The 19,765-nt window shown below is 50.0% G+C and carries 16 protein-coding genes; 10 read left to right on the forward strand and 6 right to left on the reverse strand.

All coding sequences use genetic code 11. The annotated features are described in order from the left end of the window. Nucleotides 1–53: 53 nt before the first annotated feature. Complete coding sequence (locus DWX62_RS15335; protein ID WP_009037522.1) at nucleotides 54–1,973, reverse strand: tetratricopeptide repeat protein; 1,920 nt, start codon at nucleotides 1,971–1,973, stop codon at nucleotides 54–56. 219 nt (nucleotides 1,974–2,192) lie between these two features. On the opposite strand from DWX62_RS15335, the gene DWX62_RS15340 reads away from it, so the two are divergent. The 3 genes from DWX62_RS15340 to DWX62_RS15350 all read left to right on the forward strand — a co-directional run bounded on the left by DWX62_RS15340 (nucleotide 2,193) and on the right by DWX62_RS15350 (nucleotide 3,965). Continuing rightward, nucleotides 2,193–2,567: a hypothetical protein gene (locus DWX62_RS15340; protein ID WP_005825238.1), complete on the forward strand. Its 375-nt coding sequence runs from the start codon at nucleotides 2,193–2,195 to the stop codon at nucleotides 2,565–2,567. 33 nt (nucleotides 2,568–2,600) lie between these two features. Continuing rightward, entirely contained in the window at nucleotides 2,601–2,993 is a 393-nt protein-coding gene (locus tag DWX62_RS15345; protein WP_005825240.1) for a PH domain-containing protein, read from the forward strand. Nucleotides 2,994–3,218: 225 nt separating this feature from the next. Continuing rightward, entirely contained in the window at nucleotides 3,219–3,965 is a 747-nt protein-coding gene (locus DWX62_RS15350; RefSeq protein ID WP_008662289.1) for a LytTR family DNA-binding domain-containing protein, read from the forward strand. A gap of 153 nt (nucleotides 3,966–4,118) precedes the next feature. Here DWX62_RS15350 and DWX62_RS15355 read toward each other — a convergent pair whose 3' ends face one another. Both DWX62_RS15355 and DWX62_RS15360 read right to left on the reverse strand, forming a co-directional pair. After that, complete coding sequence (locus tag DWX62_RS15355; RefSeq protein ID WP_022400619.1) at nucleotides 4,119–5,330, reverse strand: hypothetical protein; 1,212 nt, start codon at nucleotides 5,328–5,330, stop codon at nucleotides 4,119–4,121. After that, nucleotides 5,327–6,643, reverse strand: coding sequence for a DUF4270 family protein (locus DWX62_RS15360; protein ID WP_120172988.1), 1,317 nt, complete (start codon nucleotides 6,641–6,643; stop codon nucleotides 5,327–5,329). Before DWX62_RS15360 ends, DWX62_RS15355 begins: the two co-directional genes overlap by 4 nt. A 242-nt stretch (nucleotides 6,644–6,885) precedes the next feature. Here DWX62_RS15360 and DWX62_RS15365 point away from each other — a divergent pair, with 242 nt between their 5' ends. Next, nucleotides 6,886–7,965: a kelch repeat-containing protein gene (locus DWX62_RS15365; protein WP_005825248.1), complete on the forward strand. Its 1,080-nt coding sequence runs from the start codon at nucleotides 6,886–6,888 to the stop codon at nucleotides 7,963–7,965. A gap of 25 nt (nucleotides 7,966–7,990) precedes the next feature. Continuing rightward, nucleotides 7,991–8,323, forward strand: coding sequence for a DUF4907 domain-containing protein (locus DWX62_RS15370; RefSeq protein ID WP_005825250.1), 333 nt, complete (start codon nucleotides 7,991–7,993; stop codon nucleotides 8,321–8,323). Here DWX62_RS15370 and DWX62_RS15375 read toward each other — a convergent pair. Next, complete coding sequence (locus DWX62_RS15375; RefSeq protein ID WP_061412812.1) at nucleotides 8,320–9,267, reverse strand: hypothetical protein; 948 nt, start codon at nucleotides 9,265–9,267, stop codon at nucleotides 8,320–8,322. The two genes, DWX62_RS15370 and DWX62_RS15375, sit on opposite strands and share 4 nt — an antisense overlap. A 188-nt stretch (nucleotides 9,268–9,455) precedes the next feature. On the opposite strand from DWX62_RS15375, the gene lpdA reads away from it, so the two are divergent. Together lpdA and DWX62_RS15385 are read left to right on the forward strand one after the other, a co-directional pair. Beyond that, nucleotides 9,456–10,814 carry a dihydrolipoyl dehydrogenase gene (lpdA, locus tag DWX62_RS15380; protein WP_057256728.1) on the forward strand — a complete coding sequence of 453 codons (1,359 nt, stop codon included), beginning with the start codon at nucleotides 9,456–9,458 and terminating at the stop codon, nucleotides 10,812–10,814. Between the two features lie 34 nt (nucleotides 10,815–10,848). After that, nucleotides 10,849–11,271 (forward strand): DUF2007 domain-containing protein, encoded by a 423-nt coding sequence (locus DWX62_RS15385; RefSeq protein WP_005825260.1) that lies wholly within the window; start codon nucleotides 10,849–10,851, stop codon nucleotides 11,269–11,271. Between the two features lie 8 nt (nucleotides 11,272–11,279). Here the strand turns inward: DWX62_RS15385 and DWX62_RS15390 are convergent, their stop codons facing one another. After that, on the reverse strand, nucleotides 11,280–12,551 hold the full coding sequence (locus DWX62_RS15390; RefSeq protein ID WP_120172989.1) for a M1 family aminopeptidase: 1,272 nt from the start codon (nucleotides 12,549–12,551) through the stop codon (nucleotides 11,280–11,282). 177 nt (nucleotides 12,552–12,728) lie between these two features. Between DWX62_RS15390 and dacB the strand changes: the two genes are divergently transcribed. Beyond that, nucleotides 12,729–14,168 carry a D-alanyl-D-alanine carboxypeptidase/D-alanyl-D-alanine-endopeptidase gene (gene dacB, locus DWX62_RS15395; protein WP_120172990.1) on the forward strand — a complete coding sequence of 480 codons (1,440 nt, stop codon included), beginning with the start codon at nucleotides 12,729–12,731 and terminating at the stop codon, nucleotides 14,166–14,168. A gap of 97 nt (nucleotides 14,169–14,265) precedes the next feature. Here the strand turns inward: dacB and DWX62_RS15400 are convergent, their stop codons facing one another. Next, on the reverse strand, nucleotides 14,266–15,177 hold the full coding sequence (locus DWX62_RS15400; protein WP_005825269.1) for a helix-turn-helix domain-containing protein: 912 nt from the start codon (nucleotides 15,175–15,177) through the stop codon (nucleotides 14,266–14,268). A gap of 222 nt (nucleotides 15,178–15,399) precedes the next feature. On the opposite strand from DWX62_RS15400, the gene DWX62_RS15410 reads away from it, so the two are divergent. Continuing rightward, entirely contained in the window at nucleotides 15,400–16,506 is a 1,107-nt protein-coding gene (locus DWX62_RS15410) for an efflux RND transporter periplasmic adaptor subunit (protein ID WP_120137252.1), read from the forward strand. 37 nt (nucleotides 16,507–16,543) lie between these two features. Further along, a complete protein-coding gene (locus DWX62_RS15415; RefSeq protein WP_057281500.1) occupies nucleotides 16,544–19,723 on the forward strand; it encodes an efflux RND transporter permease subunit in 3,180 nt (1,059 codons plus the stop codon). Nucleotides 19,724–19,765 lie beyond the last annotated feature (42 nt).

Below are 19,765 nucleotides of genomic sequence, written 5' to 3' on the forward strand. Positions count from 1 at the left end.
AAAGATAGTGTAAACCAAACGTAGAGCAAAATAAGCGGGCTTATTTTTATTTGTTATGTAAGGTATTGTTTCAATACTTCATCCAGGGATTTTTCTTTGGGCAATTCCATGTTCTTGCGCATGCGCGAACGGACTACGTTTACACTATTCCGGTTGATTCCCATGATAAGGGCTATTTCGTCGGTACTTTGGTTCATGCAGATGAGCATGGCCAGCAATTCTTCGTTGCGGGTCAGTTGAGGATAACTTTCGCGGAGCTTGGGCAGATAAGAAGGATGTATGGTGGCAAACGACCGGCGGAATGTGTTCTCATCTTCCCTGCTGAGCAGGCTTTGCACGGTGAGCTGGCGAATGGAGTTGAGGTTATTGGTAGCCATGGCCCGTTCTATTTCTTCCGTCAGTTGTTCGTTGCGGCGGTTCAGGTCTTGCTGCCGGGTAATGAGGGTCTGTATTTCCCGTTTGTTGTTTTCTATAAGCTGGTGGTTGGCCTTCCTTCGGATGATGAAATAGGCTGTAGTGGTGATAAGTAGCAACAGTAATGTAATGGAGATGCAGATGTTGTAGAACAACTGCTGTTGCTGCCATTGCACTTGTGCCGAGAGCAGTTTGTTTTCTTTCTCTTTTTGGTTGGCATCAAACCGGATGTTGGCTGCTGCCACAGCACGTTTCTTTTCGTTATTGTCCAGAGAATCGGCAAACTGTCGGTTACGGATGTAGCAACGAGCAAAATCGTCGTTCATGCCTTTGGCCAGATAGTAATCCATTAATATCTCGTTGGCATCGCGGCCTTCCATGAACTTCATGTTGATGAGGTCTTGTGCAGCCCGGTCTATCAGGTGTATGCCGTTTTGCTCCTTCCCGGTTTGCAGTAAGGCCCGGCCTAGGTGGAGGTTGAGTTGGTATTTGGCCCATTGGGGCATCCGCACGGTATCGGGACAGATGCTAAGGGCAAGTTGCAGTGCTTTTTCCAAAGAGTCGGGATAGTCCAGATAACTGTTTACCGTTTCTACTTTGTTTACGAATACGCCCTTAAAGCTGTTTTGTATCATTGACAACTTTTCTCCCAGCCTGAGGTAGTGGAATACAGAGTCCTTTTGATTCATGTTACGAAAGATCTGGGCACGGTAGCGGTACAAGTCTCCCAGTCCGAAGCTGTCTTTCAGCATGGAGTAGTATTGGGCTTTTTTGTTCATTTCCAGGGCCTGGTCGTACATACCCAGTTCGGCGTAGAGATTAGCTTGTTCTCCGTAGGCAATCACTACATTTCCAGGTGCTATGCTGTCGTTGTAAGTGGCTATGGCTTCTTGGTTAGTGGCTATAGCTTTCTCGTATTCGCCACTGAGGTGGTAATAGATGCCCAACCGTGACATTATCCGCAGCATGTTCGGGAAGTTTCCACCTTTCCGGTAGACATCTATTGCTTTTTCCAAAATTTGGATAGCTTTGGGTAGATTGTTTCCGGAGTACATGTAGACACCGCTTATGATTTCTGCCTGCCGGATAAAGTCATTGGCACTGGTACAGACCGGTAACTGGAGGTAGTCTTCTGCCAGTCGGACAGCTTCCGGGTTATTGCCATACAGTTGGTTCAGTCCGGCCTTGAAGCTCAGCAGTTCGTGTGGGCAATGTTCGCGGATGAGGGGATGGTTTCCAATGCTGTCCATATAGTCGATGCCGTCTTTGTATTGTTTGGTGTTTATGTAATTGTTCCCGCAGGCATTAAATATCTTGCGGGCATAGTAAATCAGGGTATCTGTAGTTCCGTTTTTTTCTGCCGATTCCAGGATTTCGGGCAAGGTCTGTTTGGCAAGATCCAACGTTTGTTGCGCTTTGTTTTCGAGTAGTAAGGCATTGATTTGTTGAAGGACATTGTTCCAATGCCTCACTTCGTCTTGTTCCGAAGAGGTGGAGCGGTTGGTGCAGGCTACAGCTACGAGAATCAGAAGTAAAAATGAAAGTTTTTTGGCATTCATATTTTGTGGACTGTTTGTTTTGTAAGGCAAAGATATAATTTCTTAATTTAAAATTTACAACAATAGACTTGTTTTTTGTTTCTTGTTAATTATTTGATAATAAATATAATATGAAATTGTATATCAGATTGTATATCGTATTCTTATGGTTAGGTTGTGCATATTTTGCAAATTTGTATAAAACGATTGTAAATATGTATAATGGTGAAATAAGATACAATGAAAACAAAGAAAACAGTGACACCTTTTAATATGCAGGAGATTGCCAGAGCTTTGCGCGAAATGATTTCGGAAGATTCTCCCAATGCTTCGGAGGCTTTGTTGTCCGGAACTCGTGAGGCTGTATTCCGTGAAATCTTTATTTTTCATTATCCTTCTTTTTTAGAGAAACTTTATCAGTCTATTCCGGAGGTGGATAAGGATGAAGAACTGATATGTATGCTGGTAGCTCTTGGACAGTCTGTAAAGGAGATTGCAGAACTGATTTATTTTTCGCCGGAACGGGTAGAATTGTTATGTGCTTCGGTCTGCCGCAAGATGAATGTGACGGAAGTTCGAGAAATGGAGATGCTAATGAAGAAGTTGTTATCATAAAAATACGTACCTTAGCGGCAAAAATCAGATAAAATGAATCGAATCTTTCATGCGCGCATTGCTATGGGGCAGTATCTGTTTCTCATCCTGATAGGTATTCTCGCCGTCTATATGCTTTGGTACAAGTCTCCGTTCCTGGCTGCTATTTTCATGCTTTGGCTGGTGGTTATTATCGAGAAGCTGATTCATACCACCTATACCGTAACGCCCGACGGGAAGTTGGTGCTGTCCTTCGGCCGTTTCTCCCGGAGTAAGGAAATTCTGATGAAAGACATCACTTCTGTGGAGCGTGCTTCTTCCATGCAGGTAGGGCGGTTTGCGGTGATGCGCTATGTGCTCGTGAAATATGGCGAGGGTAAGTGTGTAGTGCTTCTTCCCGTCAAGGAGGAGGAGTTTATCCGGTTACTGGAGGAACGGAGAGGATGAGCAATATGGTGTGCCCACGTATGCAATTCCGTTTTAATCTGTCGTTATCGCTTCCATGGTAATGTCTCCTGTGTAGCTTTCCGGAGTTGTTTGTATGAACTTTCCCTTTATCTGTCTTTCCGTAGATGCAGGTAATCTTTGAATCATAAATAAAGCTTAATTTTAGCTCTTCTGTTTGCAGTTTTTCGGATATGGCAGCGTCCATTATGTAAAAGAGAAACGAATATGAATTTGAATTGCGCCATTTTACATGCAGACCCGGAGATTGCCGGAAGGTTGGAAGAGTATATCGACAAGGTTCCTTTTCTCTCTTTGCACGGAAAGTACGGCAATCCTCTTGAAGCGCTGAAGGATTATTATGAGACAAAAGTGGAAGTTTATTTTATCGGCATCTATCCGGTGGAAGAAGGTGAAATCAACGGAATGGATTTTTGCAGGCTCTTGTCCTCGTCCACTCGTGTCATTTTCATTACAGACACCGACCGCTATGCTGCCGAATGTTTCCGTCTGGATGCGTTGGACTATCTGATGGACGGGCTCAATTTCTCCACGTTTTTCCAGTCTGTCAGCAAAGCGGCACGCTGGTTCTCTTTGCAGGATGCAGGTACGTCCGACTCCAAACACAGGCAAGGTCCGGAAGAGGTTCCGAAGGTGATTTACATGCGGTGTGACAACCGCATCATGCGGCTCGACCTGGAACGGATAAACTATATAGAAGGTATGGGCGATTATGTGAAGATTTTCTGTAAAGATTCCCCTAAGCCTATCTTGAGCCTATGCAGTATGAAGTACATGGAGGAAAAACTTCCGGCGAACGAATTTATCCGCGTGCACCGTTCTTTTATTGTCCGCATGGACTGCATCAGCGCCATCGGGCGCAGCACATTGCTCATCGAGCAGAAGGATGTCCCCATTGGCGATGCTTACCGCGAAAGGGTGAAAGGGTATGTGTCCAGGCTGGCAGTGTTGTAATACCCTGTTTTCAGATACTATATACTTTGTTTGTTGGATCTATAGTTCCAGCGTGCTGCATCTATATATGCAACGCGTTGCATATATAGATCCAACAAATGATAATCATTCGGTGTAAAATCCGTGTAATCTGTGGTGAACCGGAACCTTGTATTACTTTAGTTTTGCTCTCGAAATCCTTTCCCCGAACGTCAAGTTCAGATTCAGGCTGAATCGGCTTTCCTGCATCAGATTGCTGCGTGTGTTCAGTTGTTTCCGCCAGGTGGCGCCCAGCGAAAGATAGGAGTACCGGATGGGGAAGCTCGCCCCTACACTGGCTTCCAGATACTGCATCTTCCCGCCTTTCAGGTTGATATAGGAGTTGCCGAAACCTATTCCACCCATCAGCTCGGTGGAACGTGCCAGACGTGGCTTGGTAATGTAGCTGCCTCCCAGGTTCACTTTGTGCTGGTTCTCGTATTTCATGGAAGTGTAGGAGGAGGAGTTGCGGCTCCAGTCCAGGTAGTTGTAGTCGGCGGTCAGCACCCAGCGTTCGGTGGTTATGCTGAGGCCGGTGCCGAGGTGCATGGGCAGATATTGTGTACGGCTGTGGTATCCTTTATCGAGGTTCTCGCTGGTAGATGAGTTGCTGTAAGTCAGTGTATTGTCGTGGCTGATGGGAAGGGAGGGAGCAAATACCAGCCCTGCCGCCCACTTCCGTTGTCCGGTCGCACCCCATTCGTAATGTATGCCGAAGTCCGCATAAAAGGCCTGTTTAGAAGATTCGTACTTTACGACGGCGCTTTCCTGCGTTTCGCTTTGCGTCACTGTGCCCGCTATCATCCCCAGGTTGATGCCGACCGACAGTTGCCTGCTCAGTGCAAAGGCATTGGTGACGTAGCACCGGTATAGTCCGCCCGTACCCTCAAAGAGCGAGTAGGTGTAGTTGCCGGGCATTCCCTCTATCTCTTCTTCGGTCTGGATGACATAGCCCACACTGCTGTATGGTGCTGCACCTACAAGGGCATACCAGCGCGGCAGGACACGGAAGCCCATGCTGATGCGGTTGGGGTTGCCGGTGAAGTTGGAGCTGTGTTCGCTCAGAAAGGAGTAGCGGGCATATGAGGCAGATACACCCACATCGAACGTGAAGCAGGCGGTGTCCATGCGGGTGATGGCTGCGGGGTTCAGCGTGTTCAGAAATCCGGTACGGTTCAGGGCGATGCCCGTGTTGCCCATGCCGGCATAACGTCCGCCGTCACCGGCACTCAGTTCGCCCACTCCGTACATGGAGGTGGGCAGGTTGGTGGTGTTCTGGGCCACGGCGGTGAGGCTTGCCGTACACAGACTGCACAGCAGAAGGGGAATCCGGTAATGGCGTTTCATTGCTCGTTGTATATTTTGAATCTTACGTCTAATCTGCATTGGTTTTCTTGTTCGGGGTCGTTGGTGAAGATTACCTGGTTGAAGGTGGTGGTGCTTTCTTCGTCTGTCAGACTCATCAGCAGTTTCTGCCGCTTGATGCCCGAAGTGCCGTAGTTGTTGCGGATGAATTCGGTGAGGTCGAAGGAGTAGTAGGTCTCTTTCCCGTACATCTCGTCGATGGTCAGGTCGCCGGTCTGTACGGTTACGCCGTCACTGCCGTATACGTAGTCCTCCAGCACATTGTTCTCGTCCGTGATATAAAGGCGGATGTCATTGGGAAGCTGGCTCACTTCGTTGTAGCTCCGGGCCAGAGGATAGAGGTAGAGTGTGGCGCTCTCTATGGAGACTATCTGTCCGGCACTTCCGAGGCTGTTGAGGTAGGGGAATTCCAGTTGGTTGTAGTAACCCGTCAATCCCTGCATATAGGCCAGGCAACCCATGTCGCTGGAGTGGACGAGGTTCTCTATTCCGCTTTTCAGGGAAGCAAGGTGGGTGCCGGTGGGGTCGTGCCGGATACCGGTATAGGCATAGTCGGTGTTTACGCTGAAAGTCAGCACTTGTCCGGTCCGCTGGTTGGAGACTTCCTGGTAGTGGAGGTTGATGCTCATGGCAGAATCATTCACCATGAATCCGGTGATACACTGCCCGTCGTTTTCGGGAACAAAGACCAGTCCGGGGAATTTCTTCTTGAACTTGTCTTGGGTATCGAAGTTGTCGTCCTGGGCCACGAGGTCATTCAGCAGTTGCTGTCCCCATGAGTCGGGCAGGCGGACGCTTACTTCCTTCTTTCGCCCCGGGCAGGGGGTGAAGGTAAAGCTGAAGAGCGGGGTATCTTCCGTCGGGAGTACGGTGCTGTTGTAAAGGTCCTCGTCGTTGTCCAGCACGATAGGTTTTTTCAGCCGGTAGATGGAGATGCGCTGTTGCGTCAGGGTATCTCCCCAGAAATGGCCCGAAGGTATCATTCGCAGTACGAGGGAGTCGAGGGTATAGGTATAGTCTGTGTTGGGGGTGAAGTCGGACGTGGAGTATTCGGCATAGTAGGTGGCGGATACTTCTCCCCAGGCGCTGCTCCGGTAATGTCCTAGCTGGCAGATGCTGTCGCCCCGGGTCTCTATGGAGTCTAGCAGGATGGTGCTGATGTCTACCGAGCAGGTGTCTGCGTATACATTATAGAAGGAGCTTTCCACGAGGCTCTTTCCAAGCTGCGAGTTCTCGTCCTGGCAGGCGCAGAAGATAGCGAGGACTGCGAATAAGCTGTACAATGACTTCTTCATTTCTGTTCTTTTAGTTGGCGGCAAAGGAAAGGCAAAACTTTTATATCTTCCTACAAAAATCGGCGTTCGGACGGTTTTTATCGGTAAAGGCGTTTAACGGGAATTTCGGACTGTTCGTCGGTTATTTTTGTCGGTGTGGTTGCGGTGGTTTACTTTTGCGGACAGACAAAAAGGACCTCCCGCAGCTTCTTGTTTTGGAAAGTGGGAAGTATAAAGCTTAATCATTAAAAAAACAATAAACAATGAACAGACTATTGGTAGGAATAATGTTGCTGGCCATCGTGTGCATTGCCGGCAGTTGTACGGACGAGGATGAATACACTCAGGGGCAGTGGATGAAGAAAGCCAGCTATAACGGTGTGTACCGCGCTTATGCCTCCGGCTTCACCATCGGCAATTATGGATATTTGTGTGGCGGCTTCTACGGAGCGAACAAGGATTACCTGAACGACCTTTGGGAGTATGACATGAGCCGGAACAGCTGGACGCAGTGTGCCGACATGCCCGTTGCCGGGCGCAAGGCTGCCGTGGGCTTTGCCGTGAATGGCAAGGGATACATTACGACCGGTTCCGTAAAGGACGGCTCCTCGTCCTACTGTGTAGCAGATACCTGGGAGTATGACCCTGCCACGGATACCTGGACACGGAAAGACGACTTCAAAGGTGGAGTACGCGATGGTGCCCTGGCTTTCAGTATAGGCGGATATGGCTATGTCGGTACGGGCTGCAACAGCGACGCTACCGGCAGCGAGAGTGCCTACAAGATGGACTTCTACCGTTTCAACCCCAATGGCGCCGAAGGTTCGCAATGGGAAGCGGTGAGCGGGTATGGAGGCGAGAAGCGCTACTTCGGTACGGCATTCGTCATCGATGAGGTGGCCTACATCTGTTGCGGGCGAAACAACAGTACCGATCTGGTGGATTTCTGGAAGTTCGACGGAAGCAACTGGACCCAGTTGCGTGACATTGCCGATACGGACTCCGACAATGACTATGACGATGACTACGCCATCACACGGTCCGAAGCCGTATCCTTCGTCATCGGTGGAAGGGGATTTGTGGCTACGGGAATACGTAACAGCACTTCCTTGAGCAGCGACTACTGGCTGTACGACCCTGACAAGGACTTATGGTACGGCGATTCCGATGACGACTTTACCCCCATTACAGATGTACATAATTATCCTTCCGGTGCTTCTTCGCGCAGGGCTGCCGTTGGTTTCTCTACCGGCGAACGTGGTTTTGTGCTGACGGGAACAAGTGGTACCAGCTACTTTGATGATGTGTACGAACTTCTACCCGATGAGGAAGAGGAAGTCTGATTCGCCCCATAACTGAACGGAACTTATGAAGCTGATGTTTATTATGATAAAGATAGGTGTACCGGCTGTGATGGCGGTATGCCTTTCTTGCTGTTCGGGTCATACTGCCGGCGGTGGCAATGAGTTGAAATGCCGGGTGATGGAGGTGGAAGGCGGTTACGGCTACGTGGTGCTGCATGGAGCCGATACCCTGATATATCAACCTTTTATACCTGCTTTGAGCGGTCGCCTGCCATTTGCAACAAAGGTGGAAGCGCTGGCGGCCGGTCGGTTGGTATGCCGCAAGCTTGCCGATGGGCAAGCTCCGGCATTGAGCAGGGAGGAGGTGGAGTCTTGTCTGACAGACACCGGACTCTAATCTTCTAAAGAATCCTTTACTTCGTGATGTATTTCCGAGCAGTCATAAGGGTATCTCTGCATGAATTTACCCTTGAGTACCTTCTTTGTATCGCTACCGGGACGTGAAAGAGTGGCGGTGAATGTCACTTGAAGCCGTTTGTAGTAGATGGTTGAAGTGTATATGTTCCATTTCATACCTACTATGTCTACTTCAAAATGTTTATATCTCAGTTCGTCTTCTTTGTAATACTTGCCTTGGTTGATGAAGAATAACAGTTGTTGTCCCATGATTATTTTTCCGTCTTCTATGTGGTTGGGCAGATAGATGCTACGTTTCTCCGGGTCTATGCTTTTGAAGGTTTCATCAGAGTGCCCATCGGGTATGAATGCGTATTCTGTCCATTTATTGATGAATGGATAGTAGTCATGCTTGTCGGTTGTGTTTCCCAGATTTTCATTTTTATAGGTACTCTTATCAGGTCCTGTTCCGGCTTCTTTCACTCCGTCACCTTCTTCCACGCTGTATTCGATGGACTCTATCTGATAGAAGTTAGTGCACGGTTCTTGGTGTATGATGATTTGTTCCTTGTAGAGTCCCGTTTTCATCTCAAGGTTGATGATGAGGCTACGGGATTCACCTAAGTCAAAGTTGTCTTTAAAGTGCAGGATGAGATGGCTGTCGGTGTCCCGTTCCAAGTCCCACCATTTATAATGCAGGCTTCCCGTACCTTCCAGTTGTGGGAGCTTGTTGCCATCCATCATGAGGTCTCCCCATGGGGTGGTGATGGAGGTTATGCGCCAGTCGCCGCGTGTTAGGTCTATCTGCAGGGTAGAGGCTTCGCCCTTCACGGTAGTTTCCTGAAAGGGCGAGAGGCGGATTTCATCGCTATCATTGCAAGCCGTCAGGCCGCAAAGGAAAAGAGCGAACAAAAGGATGGATTGGAATAAGTCAGTCGTTTTCATGTTGGTTATTATTTGATTATGTCCATTGGACGTGGCATTCTTTGTAAATGCTGCACGACAAAGATAATTATTTCCTCTTTACGCTGTATTCTCCGAAAGAAAGAAGTACTCTTTTTTGCCGGATAATACGGGTTTTATTAACTTGCGCACAAATTATCGCTAATCATTAACCACTAACCATTAATTCCATGAAATACCAAGTTGCCATTATCGGTGGAGGTCCTGCGGGATATACTGCTGCCGAAGCTGCCGGAAAAGCAGGATTGAGTGTCGTACTATTTGAGAAGCAGAGTCTCGGTGGAGTGTGCCTGAATGAAGGGTGTATCCCTACCAAGACCTTGTTGTATTCGGCCAAGACCTATGACGGAGCCCGCCATGCTGCAAAGTATGCGGTCAGTGTGCCCGAAGTATCGTTCGATTTGCCCAAGATTATTGCCCGCAAGCAGAAGGTAGTGCGCAAGCTGGTATTGGGAGTCAAAGGAAAGCTGACTGCCCATGGTGTGACGATTGTCAGCGGAGAGGCCACAGTGACGGACAAGAATCATGTGGAGTGCGGCGGAGAAACCTACGAATGCGAGAACCTGCTGCTCTGCACCGGTTCCGAAACCTTTGTCCCTGCCATTCCCGGCATAGACAAAGTGTCCTATTGGACTCATCGTGATGCACTGGATAACAAGGAACTGCCCGCTTCGCTTGCCATCATCGGCGGCGGTGTCATCGGTATGGAGTTCGCTTCTTTCTTCAACAGCCTGGGAGTGCAGGTAACCGTCGTCGAGATGCTGGACGAGATACTGGGAGGCGGTATGGACCGAGAGCTGGCGGGTATGCTCCGTGCAGAGTACGCCAAGCGGGGAATCAAGTTCATGCTGAGTGCAAAAGTAGTGTCTGTCATGCCGGATACTGCCGAAGCTTCTTCCCTTATCCAGGTGAATTATGAAACAGCCGACGGTCCCGGTTCCGTCGTTGCCGAACGGCTTCTGATGAGTGTCGGGCGCCGTCCGGTAATGAAAGGCTTCGGATTGGAGAATCTGGGCTTGGAAAGAACGGAGCGCGGAAATGTCTTTGTCAACGGACAGATGCAGACTTCAGTTCCCGGAGTATATGCTTGCGGCGACTTGACGGGATATTCCTTGCTGGCGCATACAGCCGTCCGCGAGGCAGAAGTAGCCATACATTCCATCATTGGCAAGAAGGATGCCATGAGCTACCGTGCCATCCCCGGCGTGGTATATACCAATCCCGAAATAGCCGGTGTGGGCGAGACAGAAGAATCCCTGCAGAAGAGAGGCGTTGCCTATCGTGCCGTGAAGCTGCCGATGGCGTACAGTGGTCGCTTTGTAGCAGAGAATGAAGGAGTGAATGGCGTCTGCAAGTTACTGTTGGGCAGTGACGATACCGTATTGGGGGCACATGTCTTGGGTAATCCCGCTTCGGAAATCATCACGCTGGCAGGCATGGCTATTGAACTGAAACTTACTGCCGATGAATGGAAGAAGATTGTCTTTCCGCACCCCACGGTGGGAGAGATATTCAAGGAGGCATTGTAGAACCCATGACTATTGTTTCATATAAACATAAAAGATGAAAACCGTAAAGCTAATCACCTGCGACGATGCCTTTCAGGCACATGTTATTCAGGGTGCCTTGAAGAATGAGGGCATTGCGTCTGTTTTGCATAATGAAAACATGTCTTCCGTGATGCGCGGATATGTCCGTGATGTCACGGGAGTGGATATATTTGTCTATGAGGACGAATATGACAATGCCCTCCGTCTGCTTGAACGGAACCAGATGATTCCGGAACAGTTGAGGTACTGCCCCCATTGCGGTTCGGATGAGATTAAGTTTGTGCTGAAGAAGAGCCATCGGGTGCGTGCTGTGGTGGCTGCTGTTATTGCGGCATTGTCGGCCGCACCTCCGGGCACTGAGCATTGGGAGTATGTATGCAGGAAGTGCGGCACTCATTTTGAGAAGCCGGTGGCGAAAGGAACAGTTGAAGAATAATCAGGTGTTTATTCTTTTAACCGCTTTTCAATCCAGTCCCGGTTTTTACGTCCCAATCGGCTTTCCGCAAAATCCAGGAAAGCCGATGTGTCTGTTATATGGGCTTGGATGACACCTGCCAGAAAGTTGAAGAAAGGTTCTTCACCCACTCGGACAAGCAGGTCGGCGAGTAGTACTGACCCTTTCCTATAGAGGGCAAGATGCGCTTCGCGGTCGTTGCGGTCAATACCCCAGATAGGACGGATATGGCGTGTTTCCTTACGGTAGGCGTCGATGTAAGCGGCATAGGCTTTTTCGCCGCGGGCGTGGCGTATGTATTGCAAAGCACTGAATTCGGCAAAAGATTCGTTCAGCCAGTCGTGCCAAGATTCCACCGGAGCCTTGTTCCACCAGAAGTGGCCGATTTCGTGGGCGGTGTTCTTGAGTACATATTCATTGAATGTTCGGGAACTGAGCATAATGAAATTTTTACGGCTGTACCCTCCTGAGGTGCCGGAAGCTGAAAGCAGGAATTTCATGTAAATATCCTCATCTCCCGCAATTTTATAAAGGCGTCGGAAGAATTTCAAGGCATTGTGGCAACATTGAAGTGCCGAGTCTGCACCGGTATCCGGGAAGTCTGTATAGATAAGTTCAATGGTAGTTCCGTTATCATTGATGCGGCGGCTTTTCAGCATGGGTGAAGCCAGGATAACATTGTCGAAATTCTCCCAAGGTTGCTCCATTTCCCACATCCCTTCTTCTGTATGGGAAATAATACCTGAGCCGCTCACCGTATAACCGTCAGTGATGCCGATTCGTAAGTGCGAATAATCTGCCCGGTTACCGTTGCAGACAGGATACCATCCCGTATAGTAACCAAGTTCAATCCAATGGTCATTGAATGATTTTGCAGGGCCCTGCACTTCCTGCATGTAGAGTGTGTAACGGGTATTTATGCGGCAGCGGTCATCGGCTCCTGCCGGCCGGTAGAGGGTCAAGGTCCGTCCGTCGGGAATGAATTGGGCAGGTGCTGGGGCAAGCGTATCGAAACGGTAGGTTATCTCCCGGCTGCTGTGGCGTAGTGTGTCGATACGGGCATGGCGCCATAGTACTAACGAGATTGAGTCACTGTCATGGAAATCGACTTCAAACGAACCGCCAACTTCGACTTGTCGGTTCGGTACATCAATCTGTACGGTTAAGTCATAACTGACAATGCGCGGAGATTCTTGTGCCCGAAGCATGGGGGAGAAAAGGAGGCATATTGTAAAGCTGGCAATTGTAAGTTGTAGTTTCATGGTACATCAATTTTAGAGTGATAGTAACTGGGAGATTTTGCCTATGCAATCTATGCAAAAGTAGTATTTTTAAAGGAATATTAAGATGGATGGCTGGATATAATTTATGAAAAGACTACCTCGTTGTTGTTCATTTGTAAGATTGTCGTACTTTTGCCTTTAAAGATAAATATATTTATGAAAAGGATATTGTTGCTGTTAATTTTATCCGTCTGCCTGCTCCCATTGTGGTCCCAAGAGACGGTAACTCCGGTGAAGCCGCTCTCTGCGCGGATTGATGCGTTGATAGAACACAAACTTCCCGTAGGCTCTAATGTGGCCATTTCGGTCTATGACCTGACTGCCGGAAAGCCCTTGTACGGCTATCAGGCGGACAAGCTTTCCCGTCCCGCTTCCACCATGAAGCTGCTGACCACCATTACCGCCCTTTCCCGTCCCGAAGCCGACGAGCCGTTCCGTACGGAAGTGTGGTATCAGGGAACCATTGAGCGCGATACCTTGCAGGGGGATATGTATGTGATAGGCGGTTACGACCCGGAGTTTGATGAAGAGGCATTGGATTCCCTGGTGGCTGCCGTGGCCCGTTTCCCCTTCTCTGTCATCAAAGGCAAGGTGTATGGAGATGTCTCCATGAAAGACTCCTTGTACTGGGGCAGCGGCTGGTTGTGGGATGATACTCCCTATTCCTTCCAGCCCTACCTCTCACCGCTGATGCTGAATAAAGGAGTGGTGAAGGTTACCGCCACACCCGGCGAACGGGGCGACAGCGCACGCCTTGAATGCACTCCCGCCTCTTCCTATTATACACTGACGAACAAGACCCAAAGCCGTACCCCTTCTGCCGGACGTTTCCGTGTGTCGCGCGACTGGCTGGTGAACGGGAACAACATCACCGTGACGGGCAACGTCGATGCCCGCCGTGCAGGTACGGTCAATATATTTTCTTCGCAGGACTTCTTCATGCATACCTTTATGGAACGGTTGCAGGCACGGGGCATCCGGTGCATTCCGGCGGCAGAAGCGGAAGTCTCTTACCTCTTCGGTGAGTTCCGGCAAGACAGCCTCTCCGTACGGATGGCTTCCTATGAAACTTCCGTGCAGGATGTGGTGAAACAGATAATGAAGGAGAGCGATAATCTCAATGCCGAAGCCATGCTCTGCCGGTTGGGTGTGCAGAGCAGCGGAAAGAAGCGTGTCTCTGCCGAGGACGGGCTTTCTGCCATCCGCATGCTGATAAAAGAGATGGGATATAACCCCGATAGGTATAATCTGGCAGATGGTTGCGGCCTTTCCAATTACAACTACATTTCACCGGAACTCTTGGTTTCTTTCCTGCGATATGCCTACTCGCGTACGGATGTTTTCCAGAAACTTTATAAGGCTTTGCCCATTGGCGGCGTGGACGGTACACTGGAGTTCCGCATGAAGAAAGGCACCCTTTCCCACAGAAATGTACATGCCAAGACGGGTTCCTTTACCGCCATCAACTGTCTGGCCGGCTACCTTAAAGCCCGCAACGGACACGAGATAGCCTTTGCCATCATGAACCAGAATGCACTGTCGGGCAGGGAAGCACGCGCTTTCCAGGATGCGGTGTGTGATGAAGTGATACGTTGAGGTTTAGCCATCGTAAAGTTGACCTTTAGCGTCGTAAAGTTAAGGTTTAGCTTCCTAATGCAGACCTTTACGGAGTGAGCCCCAAGAGTAGGGGAAATCATTCCTCTTTCGTATTGCGGTAGCGTGCCGGAGACATACCCAGATAAGACTTCACATACTTCCCGAAGAAAGACTGGTTGGGGAAATTAAATTCTTCTGCAATCTCCTTGATGGACTTGTCCGAATGCTTCAGCCGGTACTTGATGTGCTCGATGGCACTTTCGTTAATCAAGTCCAGCGGTGTACGTCCGCATGCCTGCTTGATGACCTTCGAAAAGTGTTTGGGACTATAGCAGAGTGCATCGGCATAATATCCTACAGAACGGTGTATGCCGTTGTCTTTGGACAACATCTCTATAAACTTACGCAGGATATAGTCGGACTGTTTGATGCTTTCTTTTGTATCGACTGTCATTTCTGAAGGGTTCACTTCTTTGTTGAGGTGTCCCAACATCTCACAGAAAATGGCAGAAAACAAGTATTGCATCACTTCCCTGTGATAGTGATGAGGCTCGTCGTTTATCTTTGCCATAAGCAGTTCTCGGTAGAATTTGAAGATTTCCTTGTCCCCTTCCTCCCCGACAGACTTTATGGGATTGTTGTGGATATGCATAACGGTATTCCATGTATCCTTCTCCATCTTGACCACGCGTTGTAGGAACTGTGTGGAGAATGCGGCAAGCCTTATCTTGTGCTTCGGGCTTACCATCGCGTGGCTGATAATGGTATTGGGAAGGCCGAGCAGTAAGTCGCCTGCTTCCAGTTGGTAGGTTTTGTAGTTGACGTCCAACTGGATGCAGCCTTCTAGACAGATAGCGATAAGGAAGCATCCCAATCTTATTGTATCTTCATTGTAGGGGCTTCCCTCCAGACTGTTGATTATGACAAAGTCATTGTCTACATAGTCAAGGACATGTTCGCTGTTTTTAAAGTCCGCGATTTCTACGATTTTTATGTTCCCTTTCTCCATATTCTTCCTTTTTCGTTTTGCAAAGTTGGTGAATAATGGGAAATATGGGATGTTCCATTATGCGGCTTTCTTGTTCTATATGTCATTTATAGACAATTCATTAGCCTTAAAAAAGATGAATGTCGAAAAAGGAACATCTTTGGAGTGTAATTGGTCATTATGGCGTTGTTCCTTTCTCCTACTTTTGCCACCAGTTTTAACAAAAAGACAATGAGAAAAAGTATGATTACATTGAACAGGAAATGGATACGGCTGATAGGGATTGTCGGTTGTACAATGTGTTTGGCATCTTGCAAGCAGGCATCGGATGCTTCCGGAATGAAACCTTCTTATGCTACCATGAAAGTGGAGGCGACGGACAAAGAGCTTTCCACTTCGTACTCAGCAACGATACGCGGACGGCAGGACATAGATATCTATCCGCAAGTGTCGGGTACCATCGAGAAGTTGTGTGTGACCGAGGGGCAGAAGGTGCGCCGGGGACAACTGCTTTTCATCATCGACCAGGTTCCCTACAAGGCTGCACTCAAAACGGCCGTTGCCAATGTGGAAGCGGCACGTGCCGCACTGGCTACTGCCGAACTGACTTATAACAGCAACAAGGAACTGTATGCGCAGAAAGTGGTTTCGGAATTCAGCCTGAAGACTGCCGAAAACAGCTACCTTACCGCCAAGGCGCAACTCTCGCAGGCCGAGGCCCAGGAGATAAGCGCACGCAACAACCTCTCCTATACGGAAGTGAAGAGTCCCAGCGACGGGGTGGTGGGGGCATTGCCCTACCGTGCAGGGGCATTGGTCAGCCCCAGCTTGCCGCAACCGCTGACAACGGTCAGTGACAACAGCGACATGTACGTTTACTTTTCCATGACCGAGAACCAGTTGCTCGCCCTGATACGCCAGTACGGCAGCATGGACGAGGCATTGAAGAACATGCCTCAAGCGGAACTGAGACTGAACGACAATTCCGTCTATGACAAGAAAGGAACCATCGAGTCCATCAGTGGCGTCATTGACCGTCAGACGGGTACGGTAGTGGCACGTGTGGTATTTCCCAATGAATCGCGCCTGCTCCACAGTGGGGCGTCGGGCACGGTGGTGGTGCCTACCACTTATAAGAACTGTATTGTGATTCCGCAAGAGGCCACCGTGCAGTTGCAGGACAAGACGGTGGTATATAAGGTAGTGGATGGCAAAGCCGTTTCCGCCTTGATTACCGTGGCCGGAATAAATGACGGACGCGAATACGTAGTGCTGGACGGACTGGAAGTCGGCGACGAGATTGTATCCACCGGTGCCGGACTGCTGCGCGAAGGGACGCAAGTGAAATGATGAACTGCTATTTATCAACTATCAATGACCCATTAAGATGAAAGGAAATATATTTATAAAGCGGCCGGTGATGGCTATCTCCATCTCCGTACTGATTCTGGTGATAGGGCTTATCTCGCTCTTTACGCTGCCGGTGGAACAGTATCCTGATATTGCACCTCCCACGGTGTACGTCAGCGCCAACTACACCGGTGCCGATGCCGAAGCCGTACTGAACAGTGTCATCATGCCGTTGGAAGAGAGTATCAACGGTGTGGAGAACATGATGTACATCAGCTCTACCGCCACCAATGCCGGTTCTGCCACCATACAGGTCTACTTCAAGCAGGGCACGGACCCCGACATGGCTGCGGTGAACGTACAGAACCGCGTATCCAAAGCGCAGGGACTGCTGCCTGCCGAAGTAACGAAAATCGGTGTGACTACCCAGAAGCGACAGACCAGCTTCCTGCAAATCGGTGCTTTGGTAAGCACCGACGGACGCTACGACCAGACCTTCCTTGCCAATTACCTCGACATCAACGTGATTCCGCAAATCAAGCGTATCGAGGGTGTGGGTGATGTAATGGAGCTGGGCGATACTTACAGTATGCGTATCTGGCTGAAACCGGAACGGATGGCGCAGTATGGACTGGTTCCCTCGGATGTGACTGCCGTATTGGGCGAGCAGAACATCGAAGCGCCCACCGGTTCGCTGGGCGAAAATTCAAAGAACGTATTCCAGTTTACGATGAAATATCGCGGACGCCTGAAGAGTGTGGAGGAATTCCAGAACACGGTGGTCCGTTCGCAGAGCGACGGTTCCGTGCTCCGTCTGAAGGACGTGGCGGATGTGGCGTTGGGCACGCTGACTTACAGTTTCCGCAGTGAGATGGACAGCAAGCCGGCTGTACTTTTCATGATGTTCCAGACGGCAGGCTCCAACGCAACCGCCGTCAACAAGCAGATTACCGCACAGATAGACGAGATGAGGAAGAGCCTGCCCGAAGGGACGGAGTTTGTGACGATGATGAGCTCCAACGACTTCCTCTTCGCTTCCATACACAATGTGGTGGAGACGCTGGTCATTGCCATTATCCTGGTGATTCTGGTAGTGTACTTCTTCTTGCAGGACCTCAAGAGTACGCTTATACCGTCCATCTCCATCATCGTGTCGCTGGTCGGTACGTTTGCCTGCCTGGTGGCTGCGGGGTTCAGTCTCAACATCCTGACGCTGTTTGCGCTGGTGCTTGCCATCGGTACGGTGGTGGACGATGCCATCGTGGTGGTGGAGGCTGTGCAGTCCAAGTTCGACGCCGGATATAAGTCTCCCTACCTTGCCACGAAGGATGCGATGGGCGATGTGACGATGGCTATCATCTCTTGTACCTGCGTGTTCATGGCGGTGTTTATCCCCGTGACGTTTATGGGTGGTACTTCGGGTGTGTTTTATACGCAGTTCGGCATTACGATGGCAACGGCAGTGGGCATCTCCATGATTTCGGCATTGACGCTTTGTCCCGCCTTGTGTGCCATCATGATGCGTCCGTCGGACGGTACGAAGAGTGCGAAGAGCATCAACGGACGGGTACGTGCGGCATACAATGCTTCGTTCAACGCCGTGCTGGGCAAGTATAAGAAAGGTGTCATGTTCTTCATCCGCCACCGTTGGATGGTATGGACTTCATTGGTAGCCGCCATCGTGCTGCTGGTCTACTTGATGAGTACCACCAAGACGGGGCTTGTGCCGCAGGAGGACCAGGGTGTCATCATGGTGAACGTCAGCACCTCGCCGGGCAGCACACTGGAAGAAACCACGAAGGTGATGGACAAGCTGGAGGACATTTTGAAACATACCCCTGAGATAGAGCACTATTCTAAGGTGGCAGGCTACGGGCTGATGTCCGGCCAGGGAACTTCCTACGGTACCATCATCATTCGTCTGAAGGACTGGAGTGAGCGAAAGGGAAGCGAACACACGTCCGATGCTGTGGTGGCACGCCTCAATGCCCAGTTCTACGGTGTGAAGGAGGCACAGATATTCAGCTTCCAGCCGGGTATGATTCCGGGCTACGGTATGGGTAACTCCCTTGAGCTGAACCTGCAGGACAGGACGGGCGGTGACAGAACGGTGTTCTACGAGTCGGTGATGCAGTTCTTGGGTGCCTTGAACCAGCGGCCCGAAGTGGCGATGGCGTATACCTCTTATGCCATGAACTTCCCGCAGGTATCGGTAGATGTGGATGCGGCCAAGTGCAAGCGTGCAGGCATCTCGCCGAGTGCGGTGCTCGATGCGTTGGGCAGTTATTGCGGTGGAGCTTATATCTCCAACTACAACCAGTTCGGTAAGGTGTACCGCGTCATGATGCAGGCATCGCCCGAATATCGTCTGGACGAGCAGGCGTTGAGCAATATGTTTGTACGCAACGGTGCGGAGATGGCTCCGGTCAGTCAGTTTGTGACATTGAACCGGGTGCTTGGTCCGGAGACGGCCAACCGCTTCAATCTGTATAGTGCCATCTCTGCCAACGTGAATCCGGCAGAAGGATATTCCTCCGGCGAAGTGCAGAAAGTGATTGAGGAAGTGGCGGAACAGACATTGCCGTTGGGCTACGGTTACGAGTACGGTGGCATGGCACGCGAGGAAGCCAGCACCGGTGGTGCGCAGACGGTCTTTATCTATGCCGTGTGTATCTTCCTCATCTATCTCATTCTGGCATGTCTCTACGAGAGCTTCCTGGTGCCGTTTGCGGTCATCTTCTCCGTACCGTTCGGGCTGATGGGTTCGTTCCTCTTTGCCAAAGTACTGGGATTGGAAAACAACATCTATCTGCAGACGGGTGTGATTATGTTGATTGGTCTGCTTGCCAAGACAGCCATTCTGATTACGGAGTATGCCATCGAGCGCCGCCGCAAGGGAATGGGCATTGTGGAATCGGCTTACTCGGCTGCCCAGGTCCGCCTGCGTCCTATCCTGATGACGGTACTGACGATGATATTCGGTATGCTTCCGTTGATGTTCTCCAGCGGTGCGGGCGCCAACGGCAACTCTTCGCTGGGTACGGGTGTAGTAGGCGGTATGCTTGTAGGAACATTGGCATTGCTTTTCGTCGTTCCGGTGTTCTACATCATTTTCGAGTATCTGCAGGAGAAAATCCGTCCGCCGATGGAGGAGGAAGCCGATGTGCAGGTATTGCTCGAAAAGCAGAAAAGTGAGGCCGAACGGGCGAAGAATTGAGTTTATGCAGAGGAAACGGAATAAAAAAACAGATTGGAAAAA

The organism is Bacteroides sp. AF20-13LB, assembly GCF_003603065.1.
Classification (GTDB): Bacteria; Bacteroidota; Bacteroidia; order Bacteroidales; family Bacteroidaceae; genus Bacteroides; species Bacteroides uniformis.

Excerpts from the sequence above, each read along its gene's own strand:
- DWX62_RS15350 (WP_008662289.1), top strand. The coding sequence starts at position 3,219 with ATGAATTTGAATTGCGCCATTTTACATGCAGACCCGGAGATTGCCGGA.
- DWX62_RS15335 (WP_009037522.1), bottom strand. The coding sequence starts at position 1,973 with ATGAATGCCAAAAAACTTTCATTTTTACTTCTGATTCTCGTAGCTGTA.
- DWX62_RS15360 (WP_120172988.1), bottom strand. The coding sequence starts at position 6,643 with ATGAAGAAGTCATTGTACAGCTTATTCGCAGTCCTCGCTATCTTCTGC.
- lpdA (WP_057256728.1), top strand. The coding sequence starts at position 9,456 with ATGAAATACCAAGTTGCCATTATCGGTGGAGGTCCTGCGGGATATACT.
- DWX62_RS15345 (WP_005825240.1), top strand. The coding sequence starts at position 2,601 with ATGAATCGAATCTTTCATGCGCGCATTGCTATGGGGCAGTATCTGTTT.
- DWX62_RS15410 (WP_120137252.1), top strand. The coding sequence starts at position 15,400 with ATGATTACATTGAACAGGAAATGGATACGGCTGATAGGGATTGTCGGT.
- DWX62_RS15385 (WP_005825260.1), top strand. The coding sequence starts at position 10,849 with ATGAAAACCGTAAAGCTAATCACCTGCGACGATGCCTTTCAGGCACAT.
- DWX62_RS15365 (WP_005825248.1), top strand. The coding sequence starts at position 6,886 with ATGAACAGACTATTGGTAGGAATAATGTTGCTGGCCATCGTGTGCATT.
- DWX62_RS15355 (WP_022400619.1), bottom strand. The coding sequence starts at position 5,330 with ATGAAACGCCATTACCGGATTCCCCTTCTGCTGTGCAGTCTGTGTACG.
- DWX62_RS15415 (WP_057281500.1), top strand. The coding sequence starts at position 16,544 with ATGAAAGGAAATATATTTATAAAGCGGCCGGTGATGGCTATCTCCATC.
- DWX62_RS15340 (WP_005825238.1), top strand. The coding sequence starts at position 2,193 with ATGAAAACAAAGAAAACAGTGACACCTTTTAATATGCAGGAGATTGCC.
- DWX62_RS15400 (WP_005825269.1), bottom strand. The coding sequence starts at position 15,177 with ATGGAGAAAGGGAACATAAAAATCGTAGAAATCGCGGACTTTAAAAAC.
- dacB (WP_120172990.1), top strand. The coding sequence starts at position 12,729 with ATGAAAAGGATATTGTTGCTGTTAATTTTATCCGTCTGCCTGCTCCCA.
- DWX62_RS15390 (WP_120172989.1), bottom strand. The coding sequence starts at position 12,551 with ATGAAACTACAACTTACAATTGCCAGCTTTACAATATGCCTCCTTTTC.
- DWX62_RS15370 (WP_005825250.1), top strand. The coding sequence starts at position 7,991 with ATGAAGCTGATGTTTATTATGATAAAGATAGGTGTACCGGCTGTGATG.
- DWX62_RS15375 (WP_061412812.1), bottom strand. The coding sequence starts at position 9,267 with ATGAAAACGACTGACTTATTCCAATCCATCCTTTTGTTCGCTCTTTTC.